Origin of the sequence: Pseudomonas sp. TWR1-1-3 (assembly GCF_049896805.1) — a bacterium.
Taxonomy (GTDB): Bacteria; Pseudomonadota; Gammaproteobacteria; order Pseudomonadales; family Pseudomonadaceae; genus Aquipseudomonas; species Aquipseudomonas bubulae.
This window is the reverse complement of record NZ_JAFCUZ010000003.1, coordinates 559,266-574,328: the sequence shown is the minus strand read 5'-3', so window position 1 is coordinate 574,328 and position 15,063 is coordinate 559,266. Positions and strand designations below refer to the sequence as shown.

The 15,063-nt window shown below is 57.3% G+C and carries 13 protein-coding genes; 5 read left to right on the top strand and 8 right to left on the bottom strand.

From position 1 onward, the window contains the following. Positions 1–10: 10 nt before the first annotated feature. The 3 genes from ACP7BE_RS15500 to ACP7BE_RS15490 all read right to left on the bottom strand — a co-directional run bounded on the left by ACP7BE_RS15500 (position 11) and on the right by ACP7BE_RS15490 (position 4,956). Positions 11–2,296 carry an ABC transporter permease subunit gene (locus tag ACP7BE_RS15500; protein ID WP_094999525.1) on the bottom strand — a complete coding sequence of 762 codons (2,286 nt, stop codon included), beginning with the start codon at positions 2,294–2,296 and terminating at the stop codon, positions 11–13. 217 nt (positions 2,297–2,513) lie between these two features. After that, entirely contained in the window at positions 2,514–3,500 is a 987-nt protein-coding gene (locus ACP7BE_RS15495; protein WP_094999526.1) for a phosphate ABC transporter substrate-binding protein PstS, read from the bottom strand. A 166-nt stretch (positions 3,501–3,666) separates the two neighbouring features. Further along, positions 3,667–4,956, bottom strand: coding sequence for an MFS transporter (locus tag ACP7BE_RS15490; protein ID WP_094999527.1), 1,290 nt, complete (start codon positions 4,954–4,956; stop codon positions 3,667–3,669). 373 nt (positions 4,957–5,329) lie between these two features. Between ACP7BE_RS15490 and ACP7BE_RS15485 the strand changes: the two genes are divergently transcribed. Continuing rightward, complete coding sequence (locus ACP7BE_RS15485) at positions 5,330–5,731, top strand: acyl-CoA thioesterase (RefSeq protein WP_003438129.1); 402 nt, start codon at positions 5,330–5,332, stop codon at positions 5,729–5,731. 22 nt (positions 5,732–5,753) lie between these two features. Further along, the gene (locus tag ACP7BE_RS15480; RefSeq protein ID WP_153380785.1) at positions 5,754–6,653 is read left to right on the top strand and encodes a D-hexose-6-phosphate mutarotase; all 900 of its coding nucleotides are present in this window, start codon (positions 5,754–5,756) and stop codon (positions 6,651–6,653) included. Positions 6,654–6,734: 81 nt separating this feature from the next. Here the strand turns inward: ACP7BE_RS15480 and ACP7BE_RS15475 are convergent, their stop codons facing one another. From ACP7BE_RS15475 to purE, 4 genes are all read right to left on the bottom strand, one after another. Further along, a complete protein-coding gene (locus ACP7BE_RS15475; RefSeq protein WP_094999529.1) occupies positions 6,735–7,271 on the bottom strand; it encodes a DUF3299 domain-containing protein in 537 nt (178 codons plus the stop codon). Positions 7,272–7,352: 81 nt separating this feature from the next. Continuing rightward, complete coding sequence (locus ACP7BE_RS15470) at positions 7,353–7,601, bottom strand: GlsB/YeaQ/YmgE family stress response membrane protein (RefSeq protein WP_016782939.1); 249 nt, start codon at positions 7,599–7,601, stop codon at positions 7,353–7,355. Positions 7,602–7,707: 106 nt separating this feature from the next. Next, positions 7,708–8,793 carry a 5-(carboxyamino)imidazole ribonucleotide synthase gene (locus ACP7BE_RS15465; RefSeq protein ID WP_094999530.1) on the bottom strand — a complete coding sequence of 362 codons (1,086 nt, stop codon included), beginning with the start codon at positions 8,791–8,793 and terminating at the stop codon, positions 7,708–7,710. A gap of 11 nt (positions 8,794–8,804) precedes the next feature. After that, positions 8,805–9,296 (bottom strand): 5-(carboxyamino)imidazole ribonucleotide mutase, encoded by a 492-nt coding sequence (purE, locus tag ACP7BE_RS15460; protein ID WP_016782937.1) that lies wholly within the window; start codon positions 9,294–9,296, stop codon positions 8,805–8,807. 415 nt (positions 9,297–9,711) lie between these two features. Here purE and ACP7BE_RS15455 point away from each other — a divergent pair, with 415 nt between their 5' ends. Next, the gene (locus ACP7BE_RS15455) at positions 9,712–10,266 is read left to right on the top strand and encodes a hypothetical protein (RefSeq protein ID WP_094999531.1); all 555 of its coding nucleotides are present in this window, start codon (positions 9,712–9,714) and stop codon (positions 10,264–10,266) included. A gap of 323 nt (positions 10,267–10,589) precedes the next feature. Here the strand turns inward: ACP7BE_RS15455 and ACP7BE_RS15450 are convergent, their stop codons facing one another. Further along, a complete protein-coding gene (locus ACP7BE_RS15450) occupies positions 10,590–11,495 on the bottom strand; it encodes a LysR substrate-binding domain-containing protein (RefSeq protein ID WP_095017945.1) in 906 nt (301 codons plus the stop codon). Between the two features lie 180 nt (positions 11,496–11,675). On the opposite strand from ACP7BE_RS15450, the gene aspA reads away from it, so the two are divergent. Both aspA and ACP7BE_RS15440 read left to right on the top strand, forming a co-directional pair. After that, the gene (gene aspA / locus ACP7BE_RS15445) at positions 11,676–13,100 is read left to right on the top strand and encodes an aspartate ammonia-lyase (RefSeq protein WP_094999533.1); all 1,425 of its coding nucleotides are present in this window, start codon (positions 11,676–11,678) and stop codon (positions 13,098–13,100) included. 496 nt (positions 13,101–13,596) lie between these two features. Continuing rightward, entirely contained in the window at positions 13,597–15,018 is a 1,422-nt protein-coding gene (locus ACP7BE_RS15440; protein WP_094999534.1) for an alanine/glycine:cation symporter family protein, read from the top strand. The last annotated feature ends 45 nt before the right edge of the window (positions 15,019–15,063 follow it).

The following is a 15,063-nucleotide window of genomic DNA, read 5'->3' as shown; positions in this document are numbered from 1 at the left end:
TCTACCTTCCTTAAAGCGACGAATATTTCTTGCGCAGACGCTGACGAATCAGTTCGGCAAGAGTGTTCATGATGAAGGTGAACAACAGCAGCACCAGCGCCGAGAGGAACAGCACGCGGTAATGGCTACCGCCCACTTCCGACTCCGGCATTTCCACCGCCACGTTCGCCGCCAGGGTACGCAGGCCTTCGAACAGGTTCATTTCCATGACCGGGGTGTTACCGGTGGCCATCAACACAATCATCGTCTCGCCGACCGCACGGCCCATACCGATCATCAGTGCCGAGAAGATCCCCGGGCTGGCCGTCAGGATGACCACGCGGGTCATGGTTTGCCACGGTGTGGCACCCAGCGCCAGCGAACCCAGGGTCAGACCGCGAGGCACACTGAACACGGCATCTTCAGCAATCGAGTAGATGTTGGGGATCACCGCGAAGCCCATTGCCAGACCCACAACCAGAGCATTGCGCTGGTCGTAAGTAATGCCCAGGTCGTGGGAGATCCACAGGCGCATATCGCCACCGAAGAACCAGGCTTCCATGAACGGGCTCATATACAGCGACAGGCCGCATACAAACAGAATCACCGGGATCAGGATCAGGCTTTCCCAACCGTCAGGCACACGCAGGCGGATCGACTCGGGCAGGCGGCTCCAGGTGAAGCCCGCCACCAGAATGCCGATCGGCATCAGCACCAGCAGGCTGAAAATCCCCGGCAAGTGGCCTTCCACATACGGCGCCAGGAACAGACCGGCGAAGAAACCCAGAATCACCGTCGGCATCGCTTCCATCAGCTCGATCACCGGCTTGACCTTGCGGCGCAGGCTTGGAGCCATGAAGTAAGCGGTGTAGATGGCTGCGGCAACGGCCAGAGGTGCCGCCAGCAACATCGCGTAGAACGCTGCTTTCAAGGTACCGAAGGTCAATGGCGCCAGGCTCATTTTCGGTTCGAAGTCAGTGTTGGCGGCTGTCGATTGCCAGACGTATTTAGGCTCGTCGTAGTTCTCGTACCAGACCTTGCTCCACAGCGCGCTCCAGGACACTTCCGGGTGCGGGTTCTTCAGGGTCAGTGGCAGCAGCTTGCCGCCCTCTTCCACGATGATGCGGTTGGCACGCGGCGACAACGCCATGACGCCCGGACCTTCTGCCACTTTCTCGACCAGCAGGGTGCGATGCGCGGTGCTGTGGAACACACCGATCTCGCCGGCCGCGTCCAGAGCCAGGAAGCCCTTGCGGCGTTGCTCGGCAGTGATTTCAACAATCGGCGACGTGCCCATCTGGAAGCTGCGGATATGTTTGAAGCGCTGCTCGCCATCCGGGTCGCGAGCCATGAACCACTGGCTCAGGCCACCCTTGGAATCACCAAAAATCAGCGAGATACCGCCCACCAGTTGTGTGCTGGCGGTGATCTCGGTAGTTGCATCATCCACCAGCTTGTAGCGACCGTTGAGGCTTTTGTCGCGCAGGCTGAAGACATCGGCCTGGGCGCGATCATTGATCACATACAACCACTGCTGACGCGGGTCGATATACAGCGCTTTGACCTTCGCGGTCATCTGCGGCAGGTCGATACGGGTCTCGGTGTTGGTGACCTCGTCGGTCATCATGTTTTCTTCGCGGGCCAGTGACAGCACGTTCAGTTGCGCGCCCGAGGAACCGGCCAGCACCAGCGTTGAATCGTTGACGCTGAGGTTGACGTGATCCAGTGCACCACCCTGCGGGTCGAGGACGATTGGCGTTTCGCCATACGGGTATTCGATTGCCGGGGTGATGGTCTTCTTGCCATCCGGGTAGCTGACTTTATAGCTGTGCCGGAACACCAGCGCCTGACCGTTGGACAGGCCCAGCACCGCCACCGGATTACCCGGCTGGTCTTCACCCAGAGAAGTCACTTGAGTGCCGGCCGGCAACGGCAGGTTGACCCGCGACAGCTCTTCGCCGTTCTTCGCATTGAAGAACAACACCATGCCCTTGTCGGACACCCGCATACCGACCTGATTCTGCTCTTCGATGGAGATCATCAGCGGCTTGCCGGCGTCCTGCATCCACACCGGCGTAATCGCCTGTTTGGCGTTCAGGTCGGCACCCTGGAACAGTGGATAAACCACATAGCCCAGGAAGAAGAAGATCAGAGTGATTGCGCCAAGCACGGCAAGACCGCCGATAAATACATACCAGCGGGTCAGGTGATCTTTAAACGCGCGGATACGGCGCTTGCGTTGCAGTTCAGGCGTATTGAAATCAATGCGCTTGGGAGCGGATGTCGTAGTCATTGGGGAATTGGCCAGATCATTCATGCGCACACCCTAGCGGTCCTGTATGACAGAAAGATGACAAAGCAGTGACGCAAAAAATCCGCCGCCCAACGGTGCTGGCAGCGGAATGGAAAATTTGGTGAAGCGGTTGCGAGGCAGACCTGCAGGAGCGGGCTCGCTCGCGATGGCGTCAACTCAATAGGTCTGATGTACCAAGTTGCCTGCATCGCGAGCAAGCCCGCTCCCACATGGCGTCTGCTTATGCGCCTTCTTTCAGGCCCAGGTCAGCCAATGCTTTGGCAGCGACTTTGGCTGGCAGAGGGATATAGCCATCCTTCACGACCACTTCCTGACCTTGCTTGGACAGGACCAGCTTGATGAACTCGGCTTCCAGCGGGTTCAGCGGCTTGTTCGGCGCCTTGTTCACGTACACGTAGAGGAAACGCGACAGCGGGTATTTGCCGTTCAGTGCGTTTTCTTCGGTATCTTCGACAAACTCGGTGCTGCCTTTTTTAGCCAAAGGCACGGTCTTCACGCTGGCGGTTTTGTAACCGATGCCCGAGTAACCGACGCCGTTCAGCGAGCTGCTGATCGACTGCACAACCGAAGCCGAGCCCGGCTGTTCGTTCACGTTAGGCTTGTAGTCGCCTTTGCACAGGGCTTCTTCCTTGAAGTAGCCGTAAGTGCCGGATACCGAGTTACGACCGAACAGTTGAACCGGCTTGTTGGCCAGGTCGCCGGTCACACCCAGGTCGCCCCAGGTTTTAACGTCGGCTTTGGCGCCGCACAGGCGGGTCGAAGAGAAGATCGCATCAACCTGTTCCATGGTCAGGTGCTTGATCGGGTTGTCCTTGTGCACGAACACGGCCAGGGCATCCACTGCCACCGGGATGGCGGTAGGCTTGTAGCCGTACTTCTGCTCGAAGGCAGCCAGTTCGTTGTCTTTCATTTTGCGGCTCATCGGGCCCAGGTTAGCGGTGCCTTCAGTAATCGCAGGCGGCGCGGTCGAAGAACCGGCAGCTTGAATCTGGATGTTTACGTTCGGGTATTCTTTTTTGTACGCCTCAGCCCACAAGGTCATCAAGTTCGCCAGGGTGTCGGAACCAACGCTGGACAGGTTGCCCGACACACCAGTGGTCTTCACGTAGGGCTGAATAGCCGGGTCAACACCAGCGGCAACCGCATTGGCAGTTGCAACGCCTGCGGCGACAAAAGTCAGGGCCGCCATCACACGCTTCAGTTTCATGCCTTACTCCTAGCAAACGGGGTTAGATGAATCGGGGGCCAGTATCTGCAGGCCATGTGACTACTCTATGAACCGATTGTGACAATTAGATGAAAGGCCATCATTCGTTACAAATGATGGCCTTCGGGAAGAGGCTAGCGAAGTGTCATGGCCACTGAGCGATGTCTCAGCGGCCCTTTTTCCACAAATAAGCACCGACCACCAGGCCCATCGTGCAGATAATGGCCACGTAATACGCCGGGCCCATCGGGCTTTCCTTGAGCAACAGGGTCACGGCCATTGGGGTCAGACCGCCAAAGATGGCGTAGGCCAGGTTGTAGGAAAACGACAGGCCACTGAAACGCACCACTGGCGGAAAAGCTTTAACCATCACATAAGGGACGGCACCGATGGTGCCGACAAACAGACCGCTCAGGGAATACAGCGGGAACAGCCAGTCCGGATGCTGCAGCAGGCTGTGATAGAAGGTCCACGACGTGATCAGCAACCCGGCGCAACCCACCACAAACACCTTGCCCGCACCAAAGCGGTCAGCCAGGGCGCCCGAAGCGATGCAACCCAAACTCAAAAAGACGATCGCCAGGCTATTGGCTTGCAACGAGGTGGTCGCTGAAAAACCATAAATGGTTTGCAGCACCGTGGGCGTCATCAGAATGACCACGATGATCCCGGCAGACAGTAACCAGGTCAGCAGCATCGAGACCACAATCGCCCCGCGATGGTCGCGCAGCACGGTCTTGAGCGGGACTTCCGCAGCCAGCGCCTTGCGCAGCTGCAACTCGGCAAATACCGGTGTCTCGTGCAACCAGCGACGCAGGTACACCGAGAACAGGCCGAACACGCCGCCCATCAGGAATGGAATCCGCCAGGCAAAGTCAGACACTTCAGCCGGCGTATAGATCGTATTGATCGCCGTGGCCATCAGGGAACCCAGCAAGATGCCCGCGGTCAACCCGCAGGTCAGGGTGCCGCAGGCGTAGCCCACATGCCGTGGCGGCACATGCTCGGCCACGAACACCCAGGCCCCGGGCACTTCACCACCAATGGCCGCGCCCTGGATCACGCGCATCAGCAGCAACAGAATCGGTGCCCACATGCCAATCTGCGCATAGGTCGGCAGCAAGCCCATGATCAAAGTCGGTACAGCCATCATGAAGATGCTCAACGTGAACATCTTTTTGCGCCCCAGCAAATCACCAAAGTGCGCCATGACAATGCCGCCCAAAGGACGCGCCAGATAACCCGCAGCGAAAATACCGAAGGTTTGCATCAGACGTAGCCACTCGGGCATGTCCGCCGGAAAGAACAGTTTCCCGACCACGGTGGCAAAAAATACAAAAATAATGAAATCGTAAAACTCCAGCGCACCACCCAAGGCAGACAGCGACAAGGTTTTATAGTCATTACGGGTTAACGGCCGCGAAGGCGGTGCAGCACTGGAAGGCTCTGTGATCATGGGGTATTGCTTCTCTTATTAGGCACGGCAAAAAGCTGCAACTTCGCCGGCAGGGGCTGGGCAGGTTTTGAAAGATAACAAATTGTTTACAAAAGCACAGAGCTAGACGTGCAGCGCACCCAAAAAGCAGAATCAGGAGGTCGTCGGCCAGGCTGTCCCCCGATATACTCATGCTGTAAGAAACACTTGGTAACTTCTGAGGTTGCTGTGCGAAAACGTCCGCTGGCCACTTCAGCCGATTTCGCAGAGTTTCCCCTTGGTGCGGCTTATGAAGAACGTGACGAACGTAGTATGTTCGGGCTGAATCGTTTTTCTAAAGACGCTTTTTCACCCGCAGTACTTATGATGAATCACGGGTCAGAGGCCCTTAGGCATGCTAGAGCTCGAACAAGAAGATCCAATTCCGCAAGGCGATCTGGCCTTGCAAATCACCGCCCTGCCGCGCGAGACCAATGGTTTCGGCGATATTTTTGGCGGCTGGCTGGTCTCCCAAATGGATCTGGCCGGTACCGCAATGGCCAGCAAGGTTGCCGGTGGCCGTGTCGCCACTGTCGCTATTGATCGTATGGCGTTTCTGGTACCGGTGGCTGTGGGCGCACAACTGTCGTTCTACACCCAGGCACTTGAGATTGGCCGCAGCTCAATCCAGATGATGGTTGAAGTGTGGAGTGACGATCCGTTGTCCAGCGAATGGCGTAAAGTGACCGAAGCGGTCTTTGTCTTTGTCGCCATCGATGGCAGCGGCCGCACCCGCTCCGTTCCGCCACGTCGTTAAACCTATAAATAGAGAACCTGCCATGCACCACATTGAGTCAGTCACCCTGGATGAACTGGAGTGCTGGCACTTCCAGCATGGCCAGGCACAACTGCTGGTCGCCAAACAAGGCGCGCAGGTTCTCAGTTATCAGGTGGGTGATGAGCCGCCGATCATCTGGCTCAACGAAAAAGCCCAGTTCAAGCAAGGCCACGGCATCCGCACCGGCGTGCCGGTGTGCTGGCCCTGGTTTGGCAACCTGGCGCTCAACCCGCAAAGCGTGCAGGCCATGCGCCACAGCGATGAGCCCGCCACGGCCCACGGGCTGGTGCGTACACGCGAATGGGAAGTACTGGAGATCGATGACGCCGGTGAAGCGCTGCATATTGAGCTGGGCTTGCCCCACATCAAAGGCGGCCTTCCCGGCTGGCCCCACGACGTGGCGTTGACTCTGAGCATCCGCCTGGACACCCAGCTGCATATCAGCCTCACCAGCCATAACCGCAGTGATATCCCGGTCAGTATCAGCCAGGCCCTGCACAGCTATTTCGCGGTTAGCGACGTGCGCAAGGTTGAGGTCAAAGGGGTCGACGGACTGACCTACATCGACACCCTCGAAGACTGGAATCGTGTTGAGCAAACGGGGGATTTGACCTTCAGCGGCGAAACCGACCGTATCTACCTCGATACGCCGCAGCAGTTGAGCATCGTCGACCCGGACTGGTCGCGCACGCTCGAGCTGACCAGCCGCGGCTCACGCTCGGCGGTGATCTGGAATCCATGGATCGACAAGACCGCCACGCTCGCCGATATGGCTGCAGACGGCTGGCAACGCATGCTGTGCATCGAAACCGCCAATGTGATGGATGACATCATCACATTGGCGCCGGGCGCCAGCCATACGTTGGGTGTGAGTATTGCCAGCAAGCGCCTGAAAACCTGATACAAACAAAACCTGTGGGAGCGAGCCTGCTCGCGAAGTGTGTTTTCGCGAGCAGGCTCGCTCCCACAATTGGTCTGATCCCTACAAATCTTCCTCAACCACTACCCGCACCTTGCTCGCATCCAGTGCATAAGCAGCATCGGCCAGGTCATTGCTGACCTTCTCGACCTTCAGCGAGCCCATCACCCACAACGGCGTGTAGATGTCATCCAGCTTCAAGCCTTTTGGATAGCGCACCAACACCAACTGATTGGGCGGCGGAGGCGGCACATGAATGCAGGCGCCCGGGTACGGCACCAGGAAAAACAGCGTGCTGCGACCCTTGGCATCTGTTTCCAGAGGCACGGGGTAGCCACCCAAACGGATATTTTTGCCGTTCATGCTGGCCACTGTCTTGCTGGAGTACATCACCGCGGGCAGGCCCTTGCTCTGCTTCAAACCACCCTTGTCGGTAAACGTACCATTGGCCTCGGGCGAGTCATGGTCAATTTCGGGCATTTGTTCAAGGGCTATTTGATCCGACTTGGGCATCAGTTCAAGCCAGTCGGTTTCGGGCAACTCTGCCGCATGTGCCAGGCCTGAACCCAGCAAAAGAAAAGTCAGTAGAAGACGGCGCATGCAAGGCTCGATAAAAGAAGGATTGAACGCGCGCAGTTTAACCCTCTCTGCGGCTGGCGCAGAGAGAGCCAAAGCGTTTAATCAGGACTTTTTCGACACCAGGCCGTAGATCACCAGCAAGATCACGGCACCCACCACGGCACCTATAAAGCCGGCACCCTCGCCTGCCTTGTAGATACCAATCGCCTGACCACCATAGGTAGCCGCCAGCGAGCCGCCGATACCCAGCAGGATGGTCATGATCCAGCCCATGCTGTCGTCGCCCGGTTTCAGGAAACGAGCCAGCAGGCCAACGATCAAGCCGATAAAAATGGTTCCGATGATGCCCATGGACGCTCCCTCAAAATTAAATGGCGTTACAACCAAAGCCTAGTCAGCACTTTGGCATCACGCCATCAGAGAGCAGCGACAACCCAATGGTTCCGTACAAAGCGATTTACGCTTCGTCGATCAGGGCTTCAACCTTGAGGATTTGCGCTTGCAACGTCGCCATGTCAGCGCAGCGCAGGTTGGCGTGACCGACTTTGCGGCCGACCTTGAACGCCTTGCCATAGTGATGCAGATGGCAATCAGCAATCGCAATCACCTTCTCAACCGGCGGCACGCTGCCGATGAAGTTGAGCATGGCGCTTTCACCCACTTTGGCTGTCGAACCCAGCGGCAGGCCGGCGATGGCGCGCAAGTGGTTTTCGAACTGGCTGCACTCGGCACCTTCGGTGGTCCAATGCCCGGAGTTATGGACACGCGGGGCGATTTCGTTGGCCTTGAGGCCACCGTCGACTTCAAAGAATTCGAATGCCATCACCCCAACGTAATCCAGCTGCTTGAGCACACGGCTGGAGTAGTCTTCAGCCAGGGCTTGCAACGGGTGATCGGTACTGGCAACCGACAGCTTGAGAATGCCGCTGTCGTGAGTGTTGTGTACCAATGGGTAGAACTTCGTTTCGCCATCACGGCCGCGTACGGCAATCAGCGACACTTCGCCGGTGAACGGCACAAACCCTTCCAGCAGGCACGCCACACTGCCCAGTTCAGCAAAGGTATCCACGACATCGGCAGGGGTGCGCAGCACTTTCTGGCCCTTGCCGTCATAACCCAGGGTGCGGGTCTTGAGCACGGCAGGCAGGCCAATGGTGGCCACTGCTGCGTCCAGATCAGCCTGGGACTGGATGTCGGCAAATGCCGGCGTCGGAATGCCCAGATCCTTGAACATGCTCTTTTCGAACCAGCGATCGCGGGCAATGCGCAACGCTTCGGCGCTCGGGTATACCGGGACGAATTGCGACAGGAAAGCCACGGTTTCAGCGGGAACGCTTTCGAACTCGAACGTCACCAGGTCGACTTCGTCAGCCAACTGGCGCAAATGGTCCGGGTCGCTGTAGTCCGCACGCAGGTGTTCACCCAGCGAGGCGGCACAGGCATCAGGAGCCGGATCCAGGAAAGCGAAGTTCATCCCCAGCGGAGTGCCCGCCAGAGCCAGCATGCGGCCCAATTGACCGCCACCGATTACACCGATTTTCATCGTCAGAAACCTCAGGCTACGCGCGGGTCTGGATTGTCCAGCACGCTGTCTGTCTGTTCAGCACGGAATGCTTTCAAAACGGTATGGAACTGCGGATGCTTGGCGCCCAGGATGCTCGCCGACAACAGGGCAGCGTTGATCGCGCCCGCTTTGCCGATGGCCAGGGTTGCAACCGGGATGCCCGCCGGCATTTGCACGATCGACAGCAGCGAGTCTACGCCCGACAGCATGGCCGACTGCACCGGTACACCGAGCACTGGCAAATGGGTTTTGGCTGCACACATGCCTGGCAGGTGGGCTGCGCCACCGGCACCCGCGATGATGACCTCGATCCCGCGGCCTTCGGCCTCTTCGGCATACTGGAACAGCAGATCCGGAGTGCGGTGGGCAGAGACCACTTTCACTTCGTAAGGAATGCCGAGTTTTTCCAGCATATCGGCGGTGTGGCTGAGGGTGGACCAATCGGACTTGGAGCCCATGATCACGCCTACCAGTGCACTCATCGTCGCGCCTCTTCTCTTGGGCGCCCGCAGGCGCGTCAAAAAACAACAAGCCACGTGGAGGATCCGACGTGGCTTGTTATAGGAATTAAGGCCGGTCAAGCCAGCCGAAGGCCGCGCAGTATACCCCAAACATGTGCCTTGAAAGCACCTTTGACGACCATCTGTCTTGCACATCGGACAATCCCGAATACCCCGGTTTTATTGACCTTCAGGTCAAAACACGCCTCCTCGGCTACGGCCTCTGATCGTCAGGTGCCACGCCTACATTGCACAGAGATAGAAACGACATAACTCGACGAATTCCAGCCACGGCGAAACCTGGAATTAACGTCTTCACTTAAATTCAAACCGGTAACAGCAAAAACGTAAACAGTCCTGCAAGGATTGCAGGCTCTTTATTAAAAGGATATTTCCCATGCAACCGATCACACTTTATATTTTTATCCACAACGATGTCCCGCACCGCGCCATCAACACATTGGGGCGTGCATACTTCAAAGAGTTTACCGACGAAATCACGGCAATTACAAAACGATCTTTTATATTCAAGGACATACGTAACGTGCAGGGCATGACTGACTTCAACTATAAAAGTCAGTCCATAGACGATGTTCTTCATCGATGGGAATTGGCGGCCATCCGATACAAAAACCAACACGGGCTAAAGTGGGGTAAAACCGAACGCTACATTCTGGTTACGCACTCCCCGCTCAACGAAACCACCCTGGGCTGCGCTTACCCCGGACAACCCGCCGTCATTGCCAGCCTTAAACACTATCAAGTGATCGCCCATGAAGTAGGCCACAGTTTCAATGCATCCCACAACAATGCAGCACTCGGCCACAATCCATGGGGAAGCGTGTGTGAAACGTTCATGTTTCCCAACGCTTCAACTTTTCGAAGTAATTGTTACCGTTTCACGCCGGAAAACAGAGATAACATAAGAGCGTTCTTAAGTGATGCCCTTTGAGGCGTAAACTGTTAACAATCTTGTCGACCATCATCTTGATAATGGCTAAAAATCACAATCCATAAACGCATCTACACTTGCCCATGACGCTGCTACTTAGAAAACGATCACCGATTAAACTTATTTATTACTCGACAGGTTTACGCCCGAGCAATAAATGAAGACCGTCCGCATATTGGTGCCGTTATTGAAACATTGCGCATGTCTATTCAAACCGTTTCTGCTGCACCCATGGCCGAATATCGGCGGGCCGAAAAGCCTGCCGATATTTGCATGATCCTGATTGATGACTCCTCATGAATTAATGAGGGTGGAGGCCGGGTTCACTCCGGTTGAGTTCCACTTTCCAGCTTGCGCCACAACAACCGTACGTTGGCCTTGCGTACCAGGGCACAGCGGTACAGGCGAATCTCCAGCGGCACATGCCATTGCGGGCCACCGCACACCACCAGCTCGCCCCGCGCCAGCTCGGCACGCACGCTCAAATGCGGCACCCAGGCGATGCCCAACCCTTCGAGCGCCATGCTTTTAAGGCTGTCGGCCATCGCGGTCTCATAAATAGTGGTAAAGCGCAGGCTGCGCTGGCGTAGCAGCAAATTCACCGAGCGGCCCAAAAATGCGCCAGCGCTATAGGCCAGCAATGGCACGCTGACATCGCCTTCCAGATCGAAAAGCGGCTTGCCGTCGGCATCGGCAGCACATACCGGGAGCATTTCGGTATTACCCAGGTGCAGGGACGGGAAAATTTCCGGATCCATCTGCAAGGCCGCATCCGGATCGTAAAAAGCCAGCATCAAATCGCAGCCGCCTTCGCGCAAAGCATGCACCGCGTCTCCGACGTTAGTCGCAACCAGTCGTGTCGCGATGTTCAGCCCTTCATTGCGCAACTGGGCGATCCAGCGCGGGAAAAAACCCAGGGCCAGGGAGTGGGCGGCAGCCACTTGCATGACCTCACCCTGCCCGCCTTCGAGGTGATGAAGGTGACGCAGCACCTCACCCAACTGTTCGACGACCGTACGTGCGGTAACCAAAAACAGCTGACCGGCCGCAGTCAACTCCACCGGGGTGCGGGAACGATTCACCAAGGTCAGTCCAAGCGCCGCTTCAAGGCTGCGAATTCGCCGACTAAAGGCCGGCTGAGTGACGAAACGGCGCTCTGCTGCCTGGGAAAAACTGCGGGTAGCAGCCAGGGCACTGAAGTCCTCTAACCATTTACTTTCGAGATTCATCGAGTCCTCCCGGACGCGCACCAAAATGGGTCACACGCTCGACGCGCCTGCCGCGTCACGTCGCTATTATGCCGTTTATGCATAGGTTAGTGTTTAAAGGCATTGGCCCAAAATAGTCTGCAGGCCTAGGATTCGCAGCGTTCCGGCCCAGACCGGGTTCATATCGAGATGATTTCTATCATGTCCTCCGCTGCATCTTTCCGTACCGAAAAAGACCTGCTTGGCGTACTCGAAGTACCCGCTCAAGCGTATTACGGCATCCAGACCCTGCGAGCGGTGAACAACTTCCGTCTCTCCGGCGTTCCGATCTCGCATTACCCGAAGCTGGTTGTGGGCCTGGCCATGGTTAAACAAGCCGCTGCTGACGCCAACCGCGAGTTGGGTCATCTGAGCGACGCCAAGCACGCTGCCATCAGCGAAGCGTGTGCACGTCTGATCCGCGGCGATTTCCACGAAGAGTTCGTGGTGGACATGATTCAAGGCGGCGCTGGCACTTCAACCAACATGAATGCCAACGAAGTGATCGCCAATATCGCGCTGGAGGCCATGGGCCATCAGAAAGGCGAATACCAATACCTGCACCCGAACAACGACGTCAACATGGCGCAGTCGACCAACGACGCCTACCCGACGGCCATTCGTCTGGGCCTGTTGTTGGGTCACGACGCGCTGCTGGCCAGCCTCGACAGCCTGATCCAGTCGTTTGCAGCCAAAGGCGCCGAGTTCAGCCACGTCCTGAAAATGGGCCGTACCCAGCTGCAAGACGCCGTGCCAATGACCCTGGGTCAAGAGTTCCGCGCTTTCGCCACTACATTGAGTGAAGACCTGGCTCGCCTGAAAACCCTGGCACCAGAGCTGCTGACTGAAGTGAACCTGGGTGGCACCGCCATCGGTACCGGCATCAACGCCGACCCGCGTTACCAGATGCTGGCCGTGAACCGCCTGGCCACCATCAGCGGTCACCCGCTGGTACCGGCGGCCGACCTGATCGAAGCCACCTCCGACATGGGCGCCTTCGTACTGTTCTCCGGCATGCTCAAGCGTACCGCGGTCAAGCTGTCGAAGATCTGCAACGACTTGCGCCTGCTGTCCAGCGGCCCACGTACCGGCATCAACGAAATCAACCTGCCAGCACGTCAGCCAGGCAGTTCGATCATGCCAGGCAAGGTCAACCCGGTTATCCCGGAAGCCGTGAACCAGGTGGCATTCCAGATCATCGGTAACGACCTGGCCCTGACCATCGCTGCCGAAGGTGGCCAGCTGCAACTGAACGTTATGGAGCCGCTGATCGCGTTCAAGATCTTCGACTCGATTCGTCTGCTGCAACGCGCCATGGACATGCTGCGCGAACACTGCATCACCGGCATCACGGCCAACGAAGCGCGCTGCCGTGAACTGGTCGAGCACTCGATTGGTCTGGTGACTGCACTTAACCCGTACATCGGTTATGAAAACGCCACCCGTATCGCCCGTATCGCTCTTGAAAGCGGCCGCGGCGTACTGGAACTGGTGCGCGAAGAAGGCTTGCTCGACGACGCCATGCTCGACGACATCCTGCGCCCGGAAAACATGATTGCTCCGCGTCTGGTGCCACTCAAGGCCTGATGCTGTAACACGCTCAACGCTCACCAGGTCGAGGGACTAGACACCTCTCACCTTTTGAGGGCTTGCAGATACGTCTGCAGGCCCTTTTTTTTGGCCCTGGGATTTTGAAACCCCTCCCCCCTCTCCCAGAGGGAGAGAAGACTAAAGGCAAAAGCAGATCAGATTAACGCCACAAATCGAGCCCTTTCACCCTCAGGGAGAGGGCTGGGGTGAGGGCAATTTGACAATAAACAAAGCCATATCGGACAACTCACACATGAAAATTCAGTCACTTATGCAGACGCTTCCTGCGCTCCTAGGTATAGTGCCGCCCCTCTTCCTGTGCCCGGCCCCAGCACCAGCGGCCATCGTCAGCACGGAAACAGCATCGTAAACCAAGCAGCAACATGGCCAGGGTCACATTGATCGCCTACGTTTATGCCTTGCTCAAGCAGGTGTAACGCGATATTTCGATCCGGCCGTGTTGCCATCAGATAAAAACAGCGAGGAATAATCCATGCTTGAAGTCATCAATGACTTCCTCTCAGGGAAAGTGCTAATCGTGCTCATGGTCGGGCTCGGTGGCTACTTCACGATCCGCTCGCGTTTCGTTCAGTTTCGTTACTTTCTGCACATGTTTTCGGTTTTCAAGGACAGCCTGCGCAGCAGCGCCGGTGAGCTGAGCTCATTTCAGGCATTGATGCTGAGCCTGGCCGGCCGTGTCGGCGCGGGCAACATTGCCGGCGTCGGTATTGCCGTTACCCTGGGTGGCCCCGGTGCCGTGTTCTGGATGTGGGTGACCGCCCTGGTCGGCATGTCCAGCAGCCTGATCGAATGCTCCCTGGGCCAGCTGTACAAGCGTCGTGATTCGGAAGGCCAACTGCGCGGCGGCCCGTCCTTCTATATGAAGTACGGCCTGGGCAAAGTGTGGATGGGCAAACTGATGGCCGTGCTGTTGCTGATCACCTTCGGTTTTGCCTTCATGGGCCTGCAAGCCCATGCCGTGACCCACTCGCTGCAAGACGCCTTCGGCTTCAAGGTCAACTACTCGGGGCTGGCCATCGCCATCCTGCTGGGCCTGGTGTTTATCGGCGGGATCAAGCGTATCGCTTCGGTGGCCGACCTGCTGGTACCGGTCAAGACCCTGGCCTATATTGCGGTCACCCTGTATGTGATCGTACTGCAGTTCGACCACGTACCCGCCATGCTGGGCCATATCGTCAAGAGCGCCTTCGGCCTGGACCCTGTGTTCGGTGGCCTGATCGGCAGTGCAATCGTGATGGGCGTCAAACGTGGCGTCTTCGCCAACGAAGCCGGTCTGGGCAGCGCCCCGAACGTGGCTGCCGTGGCCGATGTTGAGCACCCGATCGCCCAAGGCGTGGTGCAGGCATTCAGCGTATTCCTCGACACCTTTGTGATCTGCACCTGTACGGCTTTGCTGATTCTGTTGTCGGGCTTCTACACCCCAGGTTTTGAAGGCGACGGCATTGCCCTGACCCAGAACTCCCTGGCAGCCGTGGTCGGCGAATGGGGTCGTGTCTTTATCAGCGTGGCCCTGGCGCTGTTCGTATTCACCTCGATGCTCTACAACTACTACCTGGGCGAGAACAACCTGCGCTTTTTGGTTGGAGAGAGCCGCAAAGCACTGATGGGTTATCGCGCACTGGTACTGGTGCTGATCTTTTGGGGGTCGATCGAAAACCTGCAAACGGTTTTCGCTTTCGCCGACATTGCCATGACCATGCTCGCCTTCGTTAACCTGGTTGCGCTGGCGATGCTGTTCAAGATCTGCATGCGCGTGCTCAAGGACTACGATGACCAGCGCCGCGCGGGGATCAAGACACCTGTCTTCGATTCCAGTAAATTCCCGGATCTGGATCTCGATCTAAAGGCCTGGCCGCCAAAGCCGGCCGCCCAGGTCGACGAAACAAAACGCTGATACTTGACGCGGCGGTTCTCCAGAACCGCCGCGTTTTTGCTTATG

Coding starts and splice junctions, on each gene's coding strand:
- ACP7BE_RS15475 (WP_094999529.1), bottom strand. CDS start 7,271: ATGCGCCGTCTTCTACTGACTTTTCTTTTGCTGGGTTCAGGCCTGGCA.
- ACP7BE_RS15455 (WP_094999531.1), top strand. CDS start 9,712: ATGCAACCGATCACACTTTATATTTTTATCCACAACGATGTCCCGCAC.
- ACP7BE_RS15480 (WP_153380785.1), top strand. CDS start 5,754: ATGCACCACATTGAGTCAGTCACCCTGGATGAACTGGAGTGCTGGCAC.
- ACP7BE_RS15440 (WP_094999534.1), top strand. CDS start 13,597: ATGCTTGAAGTCATCAATGACTTCCTCTCAGGGAAAGTGCTAATCGTG.
- aspA (WP_094999533.1), top strand. CDS start 11,676: ATGTCCTCCGCTGCATCTTTCCGTACCGAAAAAGACCTGCTTGGCGTA.
- ACP7BE_RS15495 (WP_094999526.1), bottom strand. CDS start 3,500: ATGAAACTGAAGCGTGTGATGGCGGCCCTGACTTTTGTCGCCGCAGGC.
- ACP7BE_RS15470 (WP_016782939.1), bottom strand. CDS start 7,601: ATGGGCATCATCGGAACCATTTTTATCGGCTTGATCGTTGGCCTGCTG.
- ACP7BE_RS15450 (WP_095017945.1), bottom strand. CDS start 11,495: ATGAATCTCGAAAGTAAATGGTTAGAGGACTTCAGTGCCCTGGCTGCT.
- ACP7BE_RS15485 (WP_003438129.1), top strand. CDS start 5,330: ATGCTAGAGCTCGAACAAGAAGATCCAATTCCGCAAGGCGATCTGGCC.
- ACP7BE_RS15500 (WP_094999525.1), bottom strand. CDS start 2,296: ATGAATGATCTGGCCAATTCCCCAATGACTACGACATCCGCTCCCAAG.
- ACP7BE_RS15465 (WP_094999530.1), bottom strand. CDS start 8,793: ATGAAAATCGGTGTAATCGGTGGCGGTCAATTGGGCCGCATGCTGGCT.
- ACP7BE_RS15490 (WP_094999527.1), bottom strand. CDS start 4,956: ATGATCACAGAGCCTTCCAGTGCTGCACCGCCTTCGCGGCCGTTAACC.
- purE (WP_016782937.1), bottom strand. CDS start 9,296: ATGAGTGCACTGGTAGGCGTGATCATGGGCTCCAAGTCCGATTGGTCC.